Genomic DNA, 18193 nt, shown 5'->3' with positions numbered 1-18193 from the left:
CAAGTTGCTATTAGTAATATTTAAAATAATGTTAGGTTGAAAAATAACAATTTCAATATGTTTCTGTTTATATAAATGAAGATTGCTTATTCTTTATTATTTTTACAGCATTAATCGACACCCTTTTTATGAGTTCATCTTTTGAAAAACATCAAAAACGCAGACTAATATCATCGTACTTTTCGGTGGTTTTAAGTATTGCCTTAGTTTTATTTTTACTAGGCCTGTTGGGTATGTTGGTTTTAAATGCTAAAAAAGTTTCCGATCATTTTAAAGAACAAGTAGTACTTACTATTTACTTGAAAGATTCGGCTAAAGAGGTTGAAACCAAACAACTTGAAAAAAGTTTGGCTATGGCCGATTATGTAAAATCTACCGAATACGTTTCTAAAGAACAAGCTGCCGAATTTATGAAAGCAGAAAACGGTGAAGATTTTATGGATTTCGTGGGCTATAACCCGTTACAAAATTCGATTGATGTACACTTAAAAGCAGACTTTGTAACCTCGGAACACCTTGAAAAAATTTCCGCGGAAGCGTTACATAAAAACTTTGTAGAAGAAGTAACTTATGATAACGACCTTGTAAACCTAATGAACGATAATGTTAAAAAAATCAGTTTTTGGGTTTTAGTTATCAGTGGTATTTTTACTTTAATTGCGGTATTATTGATAAATAGTTCTATTCGCTTAGCCGTATATTCTAAACGATTTACAATAAAAACCATGCAAATGGTAGGCGCTACAAAACGTTTTATTCGTCGTCCGTTTGTTTGGAAAAGCGTACGTTTAGGTATTATTGGTGCTATATTAGCTTTAATAGGCATGGCTGTTGTATTGTATTATTTAAACAAAACGTTTGCCGAACTAGAATTACTAAGTAACCCGATTTTAATTGCTATTTTATTTGGCGTTATTTTCGCGCTAGGTATTTTAATAACTTGGATAAGCACACATTTTGCAACACAACGTTTCTTGAATTTAAAAACAGACGAGCTGTACTATTAGGCGAAAGAAATTTAAAACAACATTAACAGAAATTCTGAATTAATTCTGTTAATTTGCATGACTTACAAACACTATGGAAAATAAAAAACAAAAAGAAGCAACAAAAGCCACCTTTGTATTTGGCAAGAAAAACTATAAATTCATGTTTATTGGTTTAGCAATTATTGCTCTTGGTTTTATTTTAATGTCTGGTGGTGGCAGTGACGATCCTGCAGTTTTTAATCCAGAAATTTTTAGCTGGAGACGTATCCGTTTGGCACCAATGCTTATTCTTATTGGGTTTGGCTTTCAGGTTTATGCCATTTTATTAAATCCGAATAAAAAGTAAGACGAGTTAGATTAACTTACTCTTGTTCGATTTCTCCTTAGGTAGAAATGAGTAGCCCATAGAAAACAAACGCACTTTTATAATTGTCTAGCAAACGTAGTTGCCATTTTTTCTACATAGCCATAGCTATTTTTCATAGCATCATTTAAACTTTTCGAATACTTAATAACGGCATCGGTATATTCTATCCCGAAATCTTTAGCGTTATCATTTTCTAAATCTATAGATCCACAAAAGGCAGCGACTTTTATTTGTTTCGCTTTCGCGGAAGATAGCACGCCTTGTATTGTTTTTCCAGACATGGTTTGCGTATCTAGCTTGCCTTCCCCTGTAATAATCCAATCGGCACCATGCAATTGCTTATCAAACTGAGCTAAGTCTTTTATAAGCTCAATACCGCGCTCTAAAGTACCATTCAAAAATACTTTTGAAGCAATACCCATACCGCCGGCAGCACCTGCACCTTGAATACTTTGCGCATCGACACCAAAAACAGACTGTAATATTTTAGCAAAAGATTTTAAGCCATCATCTAGCAAAATAATATCTCGCGCCTTGGCTCCTTTTTGAGTTGCATAAACATAAGCCGCACCATCTTCTCCGTACAACGGATTGGTAACATCGCAGGCTATTTTAAAATTAACTTCGCTAATATTAGGATGTACATTAGTAGCATCGATAGATCTAATATTTAATAAATTAAATCCCGTAGGCACAACTTCCTTTCCTTTTTCATCTAAAAAACGATAGCCTAAAGCTGTTGCCATACCAATACCACAATCGTTGGTTGCACTACCTCCAATACCTAAAATAATAGTTCGAGCGCCTTTATTTAAAGCATCCAAAATCATATCTCCTGTGCCGAGTGTGGTGGCATTTTTACAATCGAAATCCTTACGTTTTAAAAGTTTTAAACCCGAAGCTTCAGCCATTTCAATAAAAGCTGTTTTAGACGCTTCAGCATAAAGAAAATTCGCTTTTATAGGTTCAAAAAACGGATTACTAACATCGACCTCAACAACTCTTCCATTCAAATAAAAATTAACGACCTCAATAGTACCGTCTCCACCATCGGCCAGTGGTAATTTTAAAATATCAATATCTGGATTTACAGCATGAATACCAGCCTCAACAGCTTGGCAAAACGCCATACCGGTTAAAGAATTTTTAAATTTATCGGGAGCAAGTACAATTTTCATAGTATAACTATTTTAACTTAAAATTGAAGGAAGGAAAAAGCTTAAAACCAATATAAAAACAAAAAAAGCAAGAAGTATATAAACCTCTTTTATCATGAAGTCTTCTTTTTTAATACTCACATTAAAATTAGAAATGCTTTTCACTTTAGTTTTACTCGTTAAAGCACTAACAGCATAAGCCACAACTAAGGCAATTATAACGCCTGTAAAGTTTAACCAAATCCAAAAGATATTAAATCCTAAATCAATATGAAACAACTCTTGAATTGTTTTTGAAAACATTAAATTTATTAAAACAGCTGAGATAATACCAGCATTCATACCAATGTGATTTACTTTTTTTGAAAAGAACGCCAAAAAGAACGTCACCAATACCGGACCATAAAATACAGAACCAATAGCATTAATAATTTCTATTACTGCATTTTTACTACCTCCAAAAAGAAAGGCACTCGCAATACAAACTAATCCCCAAAAAACTACCGATCCTTTTGAAATCATCATGTATTTTTTTGTGCTTAATTTATTTTCTCCTCGGTTAAAAAAATCTTCTACGGTAACTGCAGAAAGCGAATTAACGGTTGAACTTAAAGACGACATAGCCGCAGATAATATACCTACCATTAAAATACCTATTAAACCATGTGGTAAATATTTAATGATAAATACAGGAACCATTAAATCGGCCTTAATACCGTGCTTAGCAAATTGATCTGGAAAATGCCTTTGGGTAGTATCGGCTATTTCGGCTAGAAAATCGGGAGCAAGTGTAATTAAACCACCGATAACTAAGCCCATAATACAGTACACTAAAACTACAGGAAATCTTAAAAGTCCGTTTGCTAAAAGTAGGCTTCTAATTGTTTTTTCATCTTTAGCAGAAAGCATACGCTGTGCTTGTGTTTGGTCGCAACCATAATAAGAGGCATATAAAAAGAACCCACCAAGTATCATGGGTAATAAACCATATTCGTTCCCTTCACCAACACCTAAATTATAATCAATAATTTGTAATCTTTCTGGGTCGAATCCAGCTTCTAATCCACCGTGTTCCTGCAATAAGTTCCATCCATAATACAAGCAGATAATTAATCCTGCAAATAAAATAATCATTTGAATGGCATCGCCCCAAACAACGGCTTTCATGCCGCCTTGCCAAGAATAAATAATAGTGATAACACTAATAATTAAAATGGTATAAACAAAATCGATATCTAATACGGCTTGCAAAATAATTGCAATAGTATACACCATTACTCCGGTACCAAGCGCTCTACTTATTTGAAAAACAATACTTAAAATTAATCGTGTTGATGTGCTAAAACGTTTTTCTACAAACTCATAAATACTAACAACACCAGATCTAAATAATGGCGGAATAATAACGATCATTATAAAAATCATAGCCAACGGCACGGCAAACTCAAAGGTTAGCCATTTCATTCCTCCATTTAGTTTTAAACCTACAAATGCCGGCGCAGAAATAAAACTTATTGCCGAAAGTTGTGTAGCCATGGTAGACAGACTTAAAGGAAACCAGCCCATACTTTTTCCTCCTAAAAAATAATCTTTAGAGTCTTTATTATCTTTAAAGAAAAACCCCATTCCTAAAAAGAATACGATGTAAAATATTATGATACTATAATCGAGCCAATTCATAATGTTAAGTTTAGTGGTTAGTTGGTTAACACAAGATAAAACAAAGGATTTTAACTAATAGATAAAACTCTTTATTTCAAATTTTTAGTTTGTTCGTAAAAAAACATTTAAAGAATTTCAATTAATCATTCAATAAATCTATAAGTAATGCGGCACTCCAAGAAAAATCGTTACCTCCGTAACCAGCGGTTCCGTCTTTATGCATTTCTTTTCTAGAATCGAAATACTCATAAAACCCGTTTTTTTCAATAATTTCAATAGTATCTTGTTTTACGCGCTCTGCTATTTCAGAAAAACCATATTGTTTTAATCCTTTAAAAAGCATCCAATTTAGGTTTATCCAAACAGGGCCTCTCCAATATTTTTTAGGGTTGAAACGTTCGCTAGTTGGATCGAAAGAGGCACACAAATATTGCTGGTCGCCTCCAAACTTCTCCATCATGACTTTCACCATAACATCAGCGCGCTCTTTACTTGGAATATTAGCATATAAGGGAGCAAATGACGACGATGATAAATAACGAAGTGGTTTTTCATTACGTAAATCATAATGAATATATGCACCTAATTCTTCATCAAACAACTTATCATTAAAAGCTTTTACACTTTTATTTTGCCATTGTTTAAGCTGCTCAACTTTAGAATAATCTCCTAATAATTCATACAAATTAATTAAACTTTGATTTGACTTAATAAGTATGGCGTTAAACAAAGGATCTTGCACTAAAAACGGTGATAATTCAGCAATTTTTTCATCACTATAATTATGTTCTTTAGCAATATCTATAATATATAAATAATGATCGTATTCTCTTTTCGAAGGTCTTTCGGCTGCATCAACATGCGTAGTATCACGACGTTCGAATGTATATTCTGGCGGATCCATGGTGTCCCAAATATCATCCCAAATTGGAGAATTATCGGTACCTGATTCCCAGTTATGATAAATATAAACTAAGCCTTCATTTTGTGGATCACGCTTTGTAAAAAAGTAATTATGGTTATCGTAAACTTTGTCGATTACCGTTTCAATATACTTTAAGGTTGCAACTTTATCTTTACTAATTCTATACATTTCCTCTAAAACAAAACCTGTAACGGGTGGCTGCGTCATCCCTGTTGATTTGTACTTTTTAGAAGATTGCGGATGTAAATCTGATCTATGAAAATCTGGACCAGGAAAATACGTATCGGTATCTGTGTGAAAGATAATATGTGGAATAAAGCCGTTTTCCCATTGTGCATCTAGCAGAGTTTCTATTTCTTGTTCTGCTTTTTGCATATCGAAATGTGCAAAACCAATAGCAATTAACCCTGAATCCCAAAACCATTGAAATGGGTATAACTTTGCGCAAGGTATGCTAAATCCTTCTTTAAAATTGTTATTTAGAACTGTTTGAGCTCTTTCTTGTAATGCTTTCATATCTTTTTTTATTTAAAAAACTCACCACTTAAAAACTTTACCAAAAGTGGTGAGCAACTAATCTAACCTCTGTAATTATGGGTTAAAACAAACTAAACGTTTAGAAGGTTAGCGTAGCGTTAAAAAATGCACGTCTTGGTAAAATTGGACGACCAACAAAATAATCTTGAGTTGTTGATTGTGAAAAGGCTCTCGGGTCTCCTTCTGATAAACCTTGACTATCGGCTAGGTTATAAACTGAAAACCCAAGTCTTAATTTTTTATCATCTTCAAAACCTATAGTGTATCCTGCTCCAATTCTCAATACCGTAAACCCATCTAACTCAACTAGGTTTGCGTCATCATTAAATTGACTTCCTCTAATATTTGCAGATGCAAAAGCATCTAATTTTTTATTATCATAATCAAAACGTAAGGTTGATAATGCTGTTGGCTGTCTTCTTAACTGTTTTCCAACATTAGCACCATTTGTAACATCGCCTTCAACTAAAACTACACCATCTACAGTACCAGACTGCAATACTGTTCTTTCGTCTTTTTTAAGCTCATGACCTTGGTAAGTAAAGTTTCCGTTAAAAGAAAGATTTTCAGCAAACTTCCATAACCATGATACTTCCATACCAAGTGTTTTGGTATCTTGAAGAGTTTTTATTCCATCTACAGTACCTATAGTTCCACCGTAGTTTAATCTTTGAATAGCAACTCGATCCACAAGTGTTGTATAGTAGGCTGCAAAAGTTCCAGAGAATTTACTGCTTCCATATTTTAAACCTGTTTCAACTTGATAGATATTTTCAGGCTTATATTCACCTGCAATAACATCATTACTTACCACATTAATACTTCTAGTTAATGGGAAAAAATACCCTTTAGACATGTTGGCGTAGGCATTTAAATTGTCGTTAATTTTATAAAGTGCAGCCAAAGATGCAGCAAAACCAGTAGTACTTACCTCTGCTCTTTTATACTCACCTGTTGCGTAACCTACGTTTTGTAATGCAGACGTTAATCCAACATCGTTATAAACTTGTTTAGTAGCTGTAGTTCCAATTTCTCTACTGGCTTTTTGATTTTCTACACGGAAACCAACATCAATACGCCATCTATCTAAAACCATCTCATCGGTTAAATAAAACGCTGTTCTATCTTGAGTAAGAAACGTTGCTGCAGTACGCCCAATTCTGGCTGTTAATCCATTTTCTGCTAAAATAACATCGTCACCATTAACATCTGTAAATGAAAGATTTACCAACTCTGGAGCATCATTAAATGCTGATAATGTTCGGTATTGCCAGTTATTATCCTCTCCTTGCGAAGATGTTAAATACGTACCTAAAGTAATATTGTGCTCAACTTTATCTCCTTCTAATTTTTTAGTGATACTAAACTCACCTGTTAAATCTGTAATAGGTCTATTTCTGTCAATATTTAAGTTATCAATAACTCTATCATTTGCCGCAAGCGCTGTTCCTCCAACATAAGATGCATTAATATTAGTAGCACCAGCATAACCATATGCATCTAAATAATCGCTTAAATTAGCAGGGGTATTTACCGTACCACTAGCCGCAACATACAATCCAAAATTATTTACATAATCGGATACTTTTACTTTAGAATTAATTTTCCAATCGTTCCCTAAATCGTAATCAAAAACTCCCATAGCATAGAACCCTTTAGTGTGTACACCATCTCCTATTGGGCTTTTATATTCTCCAGCTGGAGTTAAAAAACTAATATTTCTAACGTGTGAAGAATTTAATTGATAAACCGTTTCGCCGTCATTACCCGTAATTCTTTCTCGAGAATCTCCATCTAAAGGCAGACCTAATAAAAACTGAGCTTTATCATCAATAAACTGCGTGTAGAAAGTAAAAGATCCGTTTTCGAATTTCTTTTTTAAATTTCCTCTAAACTGATATCCTTTTGTTGGTAATCCAAAATCTAAAGGCCCATCATCCTTACGAACAAAACCAGATACTGCATAGTAAGTATTAGAGTCTTCTCCTCCTACTTTACCACCAGAATAAAACTCTCCTTTTACTCTTCCTTTGGTTGCTACTTCAAAATTTATAATATTTTCATCATTAGTATCACCTGTTTTAGAAATGTAGTTCATAACACCTGCTGTAGAACCCGCACCATATAAAATAGACGAACCTCCACGTACAAACTCTACACCTTTTACACCTTGATCTACTTTAGCATAAACATCTCCGGCCGTAGAACTCAATCCGTAACCAGCTAACGTTAAGCCATCATATTGTATCGGAGAAAAATCGTTTTGACCTCCAGAAGGTAAACCTCTAACAAATATATTTGTAGCAGCTTCACCACCACCACCATCGGCAACAATACCAGGGATAGAAGCCACAATATCAGCTTGACTATTCGCATTTAAACGTGTTAACTCTTGAGCCTTTAATGATGAAATTGAATTTGGCGTTTCTTTTTGAGATCTAAACGTAGAAGATGCCGTTAATACAACCTCATCTAAAGTGTTTCCTCCTTCAACCATAACAAAATCCAAAGTCATTGCACCTCCGCTTAATGTTACTGTTTTATTTAAAGTTTCGTAACCTAAAAAGGATACTATAATTTTTTGTGCTCCGGAAACACTTGTGGTAAAACTATAATTACCATCAAAATCGGTAGTGGCTCCCGAAGAGCTTCCTTCAATTAAAACGTTTGCCCCTGTTACAGGAACACCCGAATTGTCTTTAACTGTTCCTTTAATGTCTGTTTGCGCAAACATTGTAGAAACACTAAAAACACATAACAGTGTGTAAAATAATTTGGTCATAATATTTAGTTTTAGTTAATTTTTATCCAAATTTATAACGACATACATATAAAAAGTTCTAAAAAATTATCATATTTTCACGCAAACGGTTGCGGAAACGTTTGTTATTTGTATTTTTTTAACAAAACACTATAATTAAGATGAAAAAAGAAGCTGTCACCCTAAAAAAACTAGCCCAAACACTTGATTTATCGATATCTACAGTATCAAGAGCACTTAGTAATCATCCAGATATTAGTGAAGAAACTAAAGAAAAGGTTAGAAAACTTGCCGATGCCCTGCACTATGTACCAAACATTTTTGCTCAAGGGTTTAGAAATCGAAAAACTAAAATTATTGGTGTTGTTGTACCCAACATTACACATTACTTTACAACCACCATGGTAAGAGGCATTTTAGAAGAAGCCGCCATTAAAGGATACCGCGTTATTATTTCTGAATCTAATAACGATCCGTTAAGGCAAACCGAAATGCTAAACACCATGTTGCAATTTGGAGTAGATGGAATTTTGGTGTCTTTAACTAAAATGACACGCGATATCGACGATGTACTAAAAATTTTAAATAAAATCCCGCTTATCCTATTTGACAAAGTTTCGAGTAAAATTCCCTGTACACAAATTACCATAAACGATGAAGAAGCCGCCCATGATGCCGTTGAGCACTTAATAAATATTGGCAAAAAGCGCATTGCTATTATAAAAGAGCGTGATTTCTCTTATACTTCAGAAAAAAGATATGCCGGTTATCTAAGCGCTCTAAAAGAACATAATTTAGAGATAGATGAAAAACTAATTATAAGTGTAGATGATATTTCTACCCAGCATGGCCAACAGATGACCAATCATTTATTAAGCATAAAAAACCCACCAGACGCCATTTTCGCTATTACCGATAGTGCGGCTATAGGTGTTATACAAACGCTTAAAAAATTCGATATAAAAATACCAGAAGAAATTGCTGTGGTTGGCTTTAGTAATTCTCGCCGATCTACTGTAATCGAACCTAACCTTACAACTGTAGATCAACCTGGTGAAACCATTGGAAAAAACGCTGTAAAGTACTTAATAGATGAAATTGAAAACACAGTAGAAAACGTATCAAATAAATTAATTGAAATAAAAGGCACTTTAATAATTAGAGATTCCACTTTTAAAGTTTAAAATTTCTAAAAGATTACCACTTTAGTACCTCAATTTTAATATTTTTGCGCCATGGAAATAATAGATGCAATTATACTCGGTATTATTCAGGGACTTACCGAATTTTTACCCGTTTCGTCAAGTGGACATTTAGAGCTAGGAAAAGCCATTTTAGGTGACAATTCTGTTCCAGAAGAAAGCTTACTTTTTACTGTAGTACTTCACTTTGCAACAGCACTAAGTACTATTGTTATTTTTAGAAAAGATATTCTAAGTTTGATAAAAGGCGCTCTAAAATTTGAATGGAACGAAGATTTACAGTTTATTTCTAAAATTGCAGTTTCCATGATTCCAGCAGTTATTGTTGGTTTATTTTTTGAAGAACAACTAGAATCTCTTTTTGGAGGCAATATTTTACTCGTAGGTTGCATGCTTATTGTAACAGCCGTTTTATTATACTTAGCCGATAAAGCTAAAGACACAGACAAAAACGTGACTTTTAAAAACGCATTTATTATTGGTATATCTCAAGCTATTGCCATGTTACCAGGTATTTCGCGTTCTGGAGCAACAATTTCTACCTCGGTTTTATTAGGAAATGATAAAACAAAAGCGGCTCGTTTTTCATTTTTAATGGTTGTTCCTTTAATTTTTGGGAAAATAGCAAAAGACCTTTTAAGTGGCGATTTAACTTATGATAGCGGAAACTTTACTGCCCTTTCCATTGGTTTTGTAGCAGCATTTGTTGCTGGGTTATTTGCTTGTACTTGGATGATTTCTTTAGTGAAGAAAAGTAAATTATCATATTTTGCTATCTACTGTTTAGCGGTAGGAGTTATTGCTATTATTTACGCTTTATTAAACTAAGATGAAAACTGTTGACGATTACCAAGCTGGAGAAGTACTATTAATTGATAAACCTCTAAACTGGACTTCTTTTCAGGTGGTGAATAAACTACGTTGGGAAATACGTCAAGCTTTCAACATAAAAAAAATAAAAGTTGGTCATGCCGGAACTTTAGACCCTTTGGCTACAGGTTTATTGGTAATTTGCACCGGGAAAATGACCAAACAAATTGACACCTTTCAAGGTCAAATAAAAGAATACACAGGTACTTTTGTTTTAGGTGGTACTACACCATCTTATGATTTGGAAACCGAGGTTAATGAAACTTTTGAAACCAAACATATTACCGAAGATTTAATACATAGTACTACAGCACAATTTACAGGAGAAATTGAACAATTCCCGCCTATATTTTCAGCATTAAAAAAAGACGGAAAACGCTTATACGAGTACGCTCGCGCAGGAGAAACGGTTGAGATTAAATCGAGAAAAGTGCAAGTTTCTGAGTTTGAAATCACAAAAATTGATGGTTTAAATATTGATTTCAGAATTGTTTGCAGTAAAGGAACTTATATACGCTCTCTGGCTCACGATTTTGGAAGAGCATTGCAATCTGGCGCGCATCTATCGGCATTACGTAGAACCAAAATTGGCGACTTCAATGTTGCAAACGGTGTTTCTATAGAAGACTTCATTGCATCGTTAAAAGTCTAATATCATTACTTTTCCGTATATTTATTAAACATTTGCTCTTAAATCCACCGATTTGAACCTAACGGATCAACATAAAGCTCTACTTATTACGCTCCTAATTTCGGGAACCGTACTGCTTACTGTATTCAATATCGGACTTAAACGGCAAAATGAATTAACTGCTGAAAGTTACTACGAACTAGAATCTGAAAAGGAACTTACCAAAGAAGACGTTAAAACACTTGAAGCGCTCGAAAAGCTTAATAAAACTAAAGCAGAGACTAATTCGGCCTTTAACGAAACGCAAAAAAGCAAACATTTTGCTCAGGCTTACACTACGGTTGCACCACCAGAAGATTATGTTCCACAGAGCCAAAGCAACGAGGAAAGTGCTGATGCATCGTATATTAAAAAATACGAGGCGATAGACTCTAAACTGGATAAAGACCAACTATCCTCTTTCAATAAAGTAAAGGACTTACTAAAAAAACAAAAAGACGAAGCTAATAACTCAAAAAGCACCATAAGCTTTTCGCTTTCTAATCGCGAAAAAATCTACATCCCTATTCCTGTTTATCTATGTGAAGTTGATGGTAAAGTAGTTGTAAATATTAAAGTAAATTCTAGCGGAAATGTTACCGATGCATATTTAAACAGATCGTCCAACTCATCGAACGATTGTTTAATCAAACATGCCTTGGAATACGCTAAAAAATCGAGATTTAGTAGCGATGGTTCCAAGGCATCTCAAATTGGAAGTATTACTTTTAATTTCGTAGGGAAGCATTAGGCCACAGTAAATGGGCTCACTTCCTTTAGAATTTTAGCGACATCCTTAATAATATTTTGTCCTTTATCTTTATTGTACCAATGTTGTAAATCTTCTTTAAACTCTGGTGTTAAGCCTCCATTTTCAGCTTTAAATCTATTTACTAAATTAGTTGCTTCACTTGGTCTTGGTCCAAAGGTGTTTAAAACTTCACCTGTAGCATCATCAATCATGATAACTTTAGGAATAGCACGACCACCATTAGTTAAAAACGCATCGATAAGTTCTAGATTTTCATCACGAAGCACCACTTTCATATCGATATTATCATTCAGCTCTGCCATTTTATTAATAGCAGGTAAAACATGGGCAGCATCGCCACACCAGCTTTCTGTAATAACTAACCAAGTCGATTTTTTATCAAAAGCTTCTATTTGTTTTCTATCGTCTTCAGTAATTTTTATTGTTTTGTCCCAACGTTTCATACGCTTATCATTAAGCCTTGTATAATTAGCCAAATCGTCATTTTGCACAGGGCCTGTACTTGCATTTTCTTCTACCAGATTTTTAACCAAATCTCTGTAAGCTTGGTATGTTACACTGTTTTTTAATCCGGAATTTATAATTGAGTTACTCATAATATTCTTTTTTAACTTATACAAAATTAGTATCTTGTACCTTGATTTATGCTGACTTTTGTCATGTTTTAATTACAAAACTTACACTATTTTAAATAGGTTTAAAATTTTAAGGATGCGGATAAGGCAAAATGATGAAAAAATTAAACCTTTAAAATTACAATAATAATGACGAAACACCGATGCGGATGGTGCGAAGGCGATGCTTTATATGAAGCTTATCACGATGAAGAATGGGGTGTTCCCGTTTATGATGATGCTACACTTTTTGAATTTTTAATTTTAGAAACTTTCCAAGCAGGATTAAGTTGGATTACCATATTACGAAAACGAGAAAACTTCAGGAAAGCTTTTGATAATTTCGACTATAAAAAAATTGCAACATACGGCCAAGATAAAATGGACGATTTGCTTTTAGATGCTGGCATAATTCGTAATAAATTAAAGGTTAAAGCTACCGTTACCAATGCTCAAGCTTTTTTAAAAATTCAGGAAGAATTCGGGAGTTTTAGTAAATACATTTGGGAATTTGTAGATGGTAAACCTATTAAAAACAGCGTTGATATTTACAAAAATGCGCCACCAAACACACCGCTTAGCGATGCCTTAAGTAAGGATTTAAAAAAACGTGGTTTTAAATTTGTTGGTAGCACGGTTGTTTATGCACATATGCAGGCTACAGGAATGGTTAACGACCACGAAACAAAGTGTTTTAGATACTCCGAAGTTTAATTTTAAAAGTTGTTTTTATAAAGAAAAGAATCTCCAAATTTTAAGCATGCCCCATATTAAATCACTCCTCCTTTTAACTTTCATATTTATAAATTTTGAAGCTTTTCCTCAAGAACATTTTAGCGCTTTAGGAGAAACAAGTTTTGGCTTAAATAAAAAGGTTTCCGAAACTTACGGAATCAATTTCACGCTAAGATCTCGATATTTTCTTTATAAAGACGAACAATTAAAATACAACCAACAACAGATTGATCTTTATCATTTTTCAAAGCTAAAACTAGACAAACGTCACAGTTTAAGTTTAGGTGCTTATTACAGAGCAAGAGACCCGTTTAACAGTGGCAGCAACGAGTTACGCTTTACTCAGCAATTCACATACAAAAAGCAAAGTCCAAACATGCGTTTTAGCCATAGACTTAGAGCCGAACAACGCTTTCTAAAAAATAAAACTATTTTTAGAGAACGCTATCGTTTTTCGTTAAACCTACCCATAAATAATGATACTTATTTTATTGGAGCACTAGAAGGTTTATTAAGTTTAACTAAACAAACAACTTTGGAATTAGACGAACGCTCTACAGCGCAATTTGGTTGGCTACTAAGTGATACTTTAAAGCTACAAGCAGGTTTAGAGCATCGATTAGAAACCTTTAATATAGAACCTCAACACTATGTTTTTGTTTTAACAACAGCTGTTATAAACATTTAAAATACAACATACCGAGTTTGAGCAGCTATATGTTAAAGCAGTAAACATATTACTCAATTCCTTCATTAAATATTGATGATTGCTTATTTTTACCTTTCCAAATAATATCCCTTTTTGCTTTTATGATTGTAAAAAACAAAAGCCTTTGGCAACTTGGCTTTGTCATTTCTTTTTTAATGCTTTTCTCTACCTGTTCTAGGCAAGATACGCTTCGTCCTAATATCAAAACTCAGTTAGCAGCATTCGACACGCTAACTTTAACACAGCCCGAGCAATCACTCTTAGATTTAGACAGCTTATTAATAGACGATAATTTAACCACCTTAGAACGTGCCATGTTATTGTTTAAAAAAGGAGAAGCCTTATACCTAAACGATAAATACCACGAAGCCTATAATGTACACCTAAAAGCGTATGCATTATTTTCTGAACTAAAAGATAAATACAACGAAAGCCGATCATTAATTACCTTAAGCGGTGCTGCTCTGCATATGGGAGATATAGAAACGTCTCAAGTTTATGCCTTAAAAGCACTGCATTTGGCGCAATTAATTGGAGATAAACGTGTAGAAGGAAAAGCTTATAACCAGCTTTTTAGCTTACATTTTAAATTGAAAGACTACGATAAGGCCTTAACTTATATAAAAGCAACCGATAGCTTGTATTCTAAAACCACAGATACCACATCTATTATTGCCATAAAGAGTAATGTTGCTAGTGTTTACCTACAACTTAAACAATACAATAAGGCGTTAACGAGTTACTCTGAGGCTATGTCTTTAAGCCAGTCTAATAGAAACCCAAAAACATTGGTTAGCGTTTTAAATAATATTGGCTACACATATATAGAAGCTGGAGAATATAATATGGCCGAAACATTTTTGAGGGGTGCCATTCAGTTAAATAAAAACATAAAAGTAATTAATGCCGCACCATACAAAGGGCTTGGTTCTATGTTTTTATTATCTAAAAAAATTGATTCCGCCGAAGTTAACTACATCAAGGCTTTAAAGATCTACGCAACTAACAATAATGCAAAAGAAGAAATAGAAGTACGCGATAAACTTATAGCAATAGCTATAATGTCTGGCGATTACGTAAAAGCTCTCGATAATCAAATAGTTAGAGATAGTTTGCAATTAGATGTGAGTCGTTTAGAAAAAAACCGCCTTCTAGATTTTGCTAATGTTAATTACGAAGTCAAACAAAAGGAAACAGAAATTAATCATCAAAAAGAAATAAATACTAGAAACCAATGGCTTTTAATAAGTACTGTATTATTAGCCGTAATGCTACTTATAGCGACAGCCTTTTATGTTTATAACACTAAGTTACGTGCGGCTAACAAAGCTTCGAAACTAGAGCAAAGTCTGTTACGTGTGCAAATGAATCCGCATTTTATATTCAACACCTTAGCAGCCATTCAAAATATAACTTTAGAAGGAAACCCTGTAAAATCTTCTAATCATATTGCGAAGTTCTCTAAACTTATTCGTCAAAATTTCGACTATGTTAGAAAAGAATCTATTACACTAGATAAAGAAATTGCTATGATTTCTAACTATATAGAAACACAACAATTACGCTTTAACAATATATTTACCTATACCATCGACATTGAAGATTCTATACATGCTTCTGAAATAAAAGTACCGCCAATGTTATTACAACCTTTTGTTGAAAACGCCATAGAATACGGCTTAAAAGAGAAAAAGGAAGGTGGAAATCTACTTTTAAAGATTGAAAAAGAACAGCAAGGTTTATTGTTTATAATTCAAGACAATGGCATAGGCCGATCGGCAAAAGCCAAACAAGAAAAAATAACCGAAGAACTACACGCTACATCCATTTTTATAGAGCGATTAAAAATGAGAAAAAAGGGTGAAGAGAAAACGTTTGTTATCGAAGATTTATTTGATAATAACAACACACCAATTGGCACAAAAGTGTTTTTTAAATTAAAATTCTAATGATAAAAGCCGTTATAATAGAAGATGAGTTTAATGCTCTAAACACCTTAGACAAACTTATTAAATACACTCAAAAAGATATTGAGGTTATTGCTAAAATAGATAATATTACAGAAGCAACCACCTTTTTAAAAAGCCAAACTCCAGACTTGGTATTTATGGATATTGAGCTTATTGGTGGTAATGCGTTTCAAATTTTAGAAGCTTTAGACAGTATTGCTTTCAAAATAATTTTCACAACAGCTTATGATGAGTTTGCTATAAAAGCCATTAAATTCGACACTATAGATTACTTGTTAAAACCTATAGATTCCGAAGAGTTATCAGAATGTATAGACCGTTTTAGGGTCGCCTTTAAAAAAGAACAAGTTTATAAAAGTGCCATCGATAAGGTTTCGGAAATTAACGAAAAAGAAAACCAAAAAACCCTATTAATTAAAACAGCCGACGCGCAATATTTTCTTCAAATAAAAGATATTATCCGTTGCCAATCCGATGGTAGTTACACCATTTTTCATACAGTTGATAAAAAAATAATGAGTGCGCGCAACCTTAAATACTACGAAAACATTTTAAGCGAACACACTTTTGTTAGAGTACACCAATCGCATCTGGTTAATATCAAATACATAAAAACCATTAGCGCGAACAACACAGTATCCCTAACAAACAACGAAAAAATACCAGTTGCCACTCGAAAAAAATCTTATCTAAAACAACTTTTAGACACTTTATAAACGCAAATACAAAACGAAAAGTGGCACTTGTAAAACGGTTTTAAAATCATCCCATCCAAGTCTTAGTTTTGAGGTAAATAAACAAATAACCTTAAAATTTAAAATCATGGGATTAAAAGAAAACCGATTTACTAAAACTTTTCAAGAGGAACAATTTCCACAATTAAAAGCTCAAATAATTGAAGCAGCAGGTTTCGATGTACCTTTAAATATTGAGTGGACAAAATTGTTTGAAGATCGTTTTTTACACCTTTACAACGACTCTTATCCAAAAATTTATTTCTTACCATTTATTGAAGCCTTAACCTCTATCACTGCAGACGATATGGGTAAAGAAGCACTTGCTGAAAGCTTAAAAGAAATACACATAACAAATACTCAAGATCACCATAACCCAAGTAACGCCTTTAGTTTTTCTAACGGAATTTTAACACTAGACCATAGCCCGATTCTAAATGCGGATGATGTTGATAGCCGTACCAAAGTACTCGTTGATTTATTAGAAAATAATTTATAAGTAAGCGTTTTAATCTGTTGTTTAATTGATAAAAGTTATTGATATGTCTAAATTTATTTTTTATATTTTTTTAATCGGATTGTTTTTATCGCTTGTTAGTTGCGGTATTTCTGGAATTGAAGCAAAAAGAGGGCTAATAGCCTATTTAAAAATGCATCATAAAGATAAGTATGAGGTACTTACTTTTAAAAGAGATTTTAATGCGGCTAGCATGAATCCTGATTTATTTTGGGTAGAATTAAAGCTTAAAGAAAATCCGGATATTGTTATAAACTTTGATTGGAATGCGAAAAACAAAGCATTATACATAGCATCACACAACAGACACGACTTAAGTATCGAATCGTTAACACGGTATCAACAACAAGAAATTGTTTTAAGAGAAGAAATGCACGAAACGTTGGATGCTGATGTTGTAGACATGGAAGTAAATGTGTTTAACCATACCATTAGCATCACTTTAGACAAAGAGCCAACGCAAAGGGATTTTGAAGCTTTTTCGAGAAAAATTCGTTACGTTTTGCAAGATTACCCAAACACATGGACTCAAGAAGCACATGTAGATTTCAAATTGAAAAACGAAAAGAAAGGTTTTTACGAACTTATAGTAAAGCCAAATACTTATAACGACAGCAACCTAACGTACAGGTATTACTCCAACGCTATTGTTACAAATAATGCTGGATCTAAAAAGGCAGAACATATTGATCGTGTTATAAAACAAGAATTCGCTAAACCAGATTCTCCTATTTACTTAAATCGCATATGGGTAAACCAATCTAAATTAAACAGTTTTTATATCGCTTTTGAAAAACACGAGCCATTAAAAGAAGCTGAAGGAAACAGACACATAACGGAAGCAGTAGGCGTGTATATGGTAAAAATGAACTACCCAAACCTAGACATGAAAACCTTAAAATATTACGACTATAAAACCACTCCTAGAGACGGTATCTTCTATTCGCTTATGGATCAATTACCAGAAGATTATCAATTTCTTATAGAACACCCATAACACCA

General features: G+C 33.4%; 17 protein-coding genes. 12 read left to right on the top strand and 5 right to left on the bottom strand.

Features of this window, described 5'->3' with window-relative positions:
• Positions 1-128 precede the first annotated feature (128 nt).
• Both DFQ06_RS12260 and DFQ06_RS12255 read left to right on the top strand, forming a co-directional pair.
• Complete coding sequence (locus DFQ06_RS12260) at positions 129-1007, top strand: cell division protein FtsX (protein ID WP_042497615.1); 879 nt, start codon at positions 129-131, stop codon at positions 1005-1007.
• A 73-nt stretch (positions 1008-1080) separates the two neighbouring features.
• Positions 1081-1335, top strand: a complete 255-nt coding sequence (locus DFQ06_RS12255; RefSeq protein ID WP_042497616.1) for a DUF3098 domain-containing protein — start codon at positions 1081-1083, stop codon at positions 1333-1335.
• Between the two features lie 77 nt (positions 1336-1412).
• On the opposite strand, the gene DFQ06_RS12250 is transcribed toward DFQ06_RS12255, so the two are convergent.
• The 4 genes from DFQ06_RS12250 to DFQ06_RS12235 all read right to left on the bottom strand — a co-directional run bounded on the left by DFQ06_RS12250 (position 1413) and on the right by DFQ06_RS12235 (position 8419).
• Positions 1413-2534, bottom strand: a complete 1122-nt coding sequence (locus DFQ06_RS12250; RefSeq protein WP_133967929.1) for a glycerate kinase — start codon at positions 2532-2534, stop codon at positions 1413-1415.
• Between the two features lie 12 nt (positions 2535-2546).
• The gene (locus DFQ06_RS12245) at positions 2547-4193 is read right to left on the bottom strand and encodes a sodium:solute symporter family transporter (RefSeq protein WP_133967927.1); all 1647 of its coding nucleotides are present in this window, start codon (positions 4191-4193) and stop codon (positions 2547-2549) included.
• A gap of 121 nt (positions 4194-4314) precedes the next feature.
• Positions 4315-5616, bottom strand: a complete 1302-nt coding sequence (locus tag DFQ06_RS12240) for an amylo-alpha-1,6-glucosidase (RefSeq protein ID WP_133967925.1) — start codon at positions 5614-5616, stop codon at positions 4315-4317.
• A gap of 100 nt (positions 5617-5716) precedes the next feature.
• Entirely contained in the window at positions 5717-8419 is a 2703-nt protein-coding gene (locus tag DFQ06_RS12235; RefSeq protein ID WP_133967923.1) for a TonB-dependent receptor domain-containing protein, read from the bottom strand.
• A gap of 140 nt (positions 8420-8559) precedes the next feature.
• On the opposite strand from DFQ06_RS12235, the gene DFQ06_RS12230 reads away from it, so the two are divergent.
• From DFQ06_RS12230 to DFQ06_RS12215, 4 genes are read left to right on the top strand one after another with little or no spacing between them, the layout of a single operon-like run.
• Positions 8560-9582, top strand: a complete 1023-nt coding sequence (locus DFQ06_RS12230; RefSeq protein WP_042504693.1) for a LacI family DNA-binding transcriptional regulator — start codon at positions 8560-8562, stop codon at positions 9580-9582.
• 51 nt (positions 9583-9633) lie between these two features.
• Positions 9634-10428 carry an undecaprenyl-diphosphate phosphatase gene (locus DFQ06_RS12225; RefSeq protein ID WP_042504692.1) on the top strand — a complete coding sequence of 265 codons (795 nt, stop codon included), beginning with the start codon at positions 9634-9636 and terminating at the stop codon, positions 10426-10428.
• A 1-nt stretch (position 10429) separates the two neighbouring features.
• Positions 10430-11122, top strand: a complete 693-nt coding sequence (truB, locus tag DFQ06_RS12220) for a tRNA pseudouridine(55) synthase TruB (RefSeq protein WP_042497630.1) — start codon at positions 10430-10432, stop codon at positions 11120-11122.
• 52 nt (positions 11123-11174) lie between these two features.
• A complete protein-coding gene (locus DFQ06_RS12215; RefSeq protein WP_235833530.1) occupies positions 11175-11891 on the top strand; it encodes an energy transducer TonB in 717 nt (238 codons plus the stop codon).
• Here the strand turns inward: DFQ06_RS12215 and DFQ06_RS12210 are convergent.
• On the bottom strand, positions 11888-12508 hold the full coding sequence (locus DFQ06_RS12210; protein ID WP_074937303.1) for a thioredoxin family protein: 621 nt from the start codon (positions 12506-12508) through the stop codon (positions 11888-11890). The genes DFQ06_RS12215 and DFQ06_RS12210 overlap by 4 nt on opposite strands.
• Positions 12509-12676: 168 nt before the next feature.
• On the opposite strand from DFQ06_RS12210, the gene DFQ06_RS12205 reads away from it, so the two are divergent.
• From DFQ06_RS12205 to DFQ06_RS12180, 6 genes are all read left to right on the top strand, one after another.
• Positions 12677-13240 carry a DNA-3-methyladenine glycosylase I gene (locus tag DFQ06_RS12205; RefSeq protein ID WP_042504690.1) on the top strand — a complete coding sequence of 188 codons (564 nt, stop codon included), beginning with the start codon at positions 12677-12679 and terminating at the stop codon, positions 13238-13240.
• Positions 13241-13286: 46 nt separating this feature from the next.
• Positions 13287-13949: a DUF2490 domain-containing protein gene (locus DFQ06_RS12200; RefSeq protein ID WP_159140063.1), complete on the top strand. Its 663-nt coding sequence runs from the start codon at positions 13287-13289 to the stop codon at positions 13947-13949.
• Between the two features lie 122 nt (positions 13950-14071).
• Positions 14072-15919: a tetratricopeptide repeat-containing sensor histidine kinase gene (locus tag DFQ06_RS12195; RefSeq protein ID WP_133967919.1), complete on the top strand. Its 1848-nt coding sequence runs from the start codon at positions 14072-14074 to the stop codon at positions 15917-15919.
• Entirely contained in the window at positions 15919-16656 is a 738-nt protein-coding gene (locus tag DFQ06_RS12190; protein WP_042497638.1) for a LytR/AlgR family response regulator transcription factor, read from the top strand. Before DFQ06_RS12195 ends, DFQ06_RS12190 begins: the two co-directional genes overlap by 1 nt.
• 106 nt (positions 16657-16762) lie before the next feature.
• A complete protein-coding gene (locus tag DFQ06_RS12185; RefSeq protein ID WP_042497639.1) occupies positions 16763-17173 on the top strand; it encodes a hypothetical protein in 411 nt (136 codons plus the stop codon).
• A 43-nt stretch (positions 17174-17216) separates the two neighbouring features.
• Positions 17217-18188 carry a hypothetical protein gene (locus tag DFQ06_RS12180; protein ID WP_133967917.1) on the top strand — a complete coding sequence of 324 codons (972 nt, stop codon included), beginning with the start codon at positions 17217-17219 and terminating at the stop codon, positions 18186-18188.
• The last annotated feature ends 5 nt before the right edge of the window (positions 18189-18193 follow it).

It is taken from the genome of Algibacter lectus (assembly GCF_004368925.1).
Lineage (GTDB): Bacteria > Bacteroidota > Bacteroidia > Flavobacteriales > Flavobacteriaceae > Algibacter > Algibacter lectus.
This window is presented reverse-complemented; position numbering and strand designations above follow the sequence as displayed.

What these genes read in the sequence shown, in the direction of transcription:
- DFQ06_RS12260 (WP_042497615.1), top strand. Translation starts at nt 129, where the DNA reads ATGAGTTCATCTTTTGAAAAACATCAAAAACGCAGACTAATATCATCG.
- DFQ06_RS12255 (WP_042497616.1), top strand. Translation starts at nt 1,081, where the DNA reads ATGGAAAATAAAAAACAAAAAGAAGCAACAAAAGCCACCTTTGTATTT.
- DFQ06_RS12250 (WP_133967929.1), bottom strand. Translation starts at nt 2,534, where the DNA reads ATGAAAATTGTACTTGCTCCCGATAAATTTAAAAATTCTTTAACCGGT.
- DFQ06_RS12245 (WP_133967927.1), bottom strand. Translation starts at nt 4,193, where the DNA reads ATGAATTGGCTCGATTATAGTATCATAATATTTTACATCGTATTCTTT.
- DFQ06_RS12240 (WP_133967925.1), bottom strand. Translation starts at nt 5,616, where the DNA reads ATGAAAGCATTACAAGAAAGAGCTCAAACAGTTCTAAATAACAATTTT.
- DFQ06_RS12235 (WP_133967923.1), bottom strand. Translation starts at nt 8,419, where the DNA reads ATGACCAAATTATTTTACACACTGTTATGTGTTTTTAGTGTTTCTACA.
- DFQ06_RS12230 (WP_042504693.1), top strand. Translation starts at nt 8,560, where the DNA reads ATGAAAAAAGAAGCTGTCACCCTAAAAAAACTAGCCCAAACACTTGAT.
- DFQ06_RS12225 (WP_042504692.1), top strand. Translation starts at nt 9,634, where the DNA reads ATGGAAATAATAGATGCAATTATACTCGGTATTATTCAGGGACTTACC.
- truB (WP_042497630.1), top strand. Translation starts at nt 10,430, where the DNA reads ATGAAAACTGTTGACGATTACCAAGCTGGAGAAGTACTATTAATTGAT.
- DFQ06_RS12210 (WP_074937303.1), bottom strand. Translation starts at nt 12,508, where the DNA reads ATGAGTAACTCAATTATAAATTCCGGATTAAAAAACAGTGTAACATAC.
- DFQ06_RS12205 (WP_042504690.1), top strand. Translation starts at nt 12,677, where the DNA reads ATGACGAAACACCGATGCGGATGGTGCGAAGGCGATGCTTTATATGAA.
- DFQ06_RS12200 (WP_159140063.1), top strand. Translation starts at nt 13,287, where the DNA reads ATGCCCCATATTAAATCACTCCTCCTTTTAACTTTCATATTTATAAAT.
- DFQ06_RS12195 (WP_133967919.1), top strand. Translation starts at nt 14,072, where the DNA reads ATGATTGTAAAAAACAAAAGCCTTTGGCAACTTGGCTTTGTCATTTCT.
- DFQ06_RS12190 (WP_042497638.1), top strand. Translation starts at nt 15,919, where the DNA reads ATGATAAAAGCCGTTATAATAGAAGATGAGTTTAATGCTCTAAACACC.
- DFQ06_RS12185 (WP_042497639.1), top strand. Translation starts at nt 16,763, where the DNA reads ATGGGATTAAAAGAAAACCGATTTACTAAAACTTTTCAAGAGGAACAA.
- DFQ06_RS12180 (WP_133967917.1), top strand. Translation starts at nt 17,217, where the DNA reads ATGTCTAAATTTATTTTTTATATTTTTTTAATCGGATTGTTTTTATCG.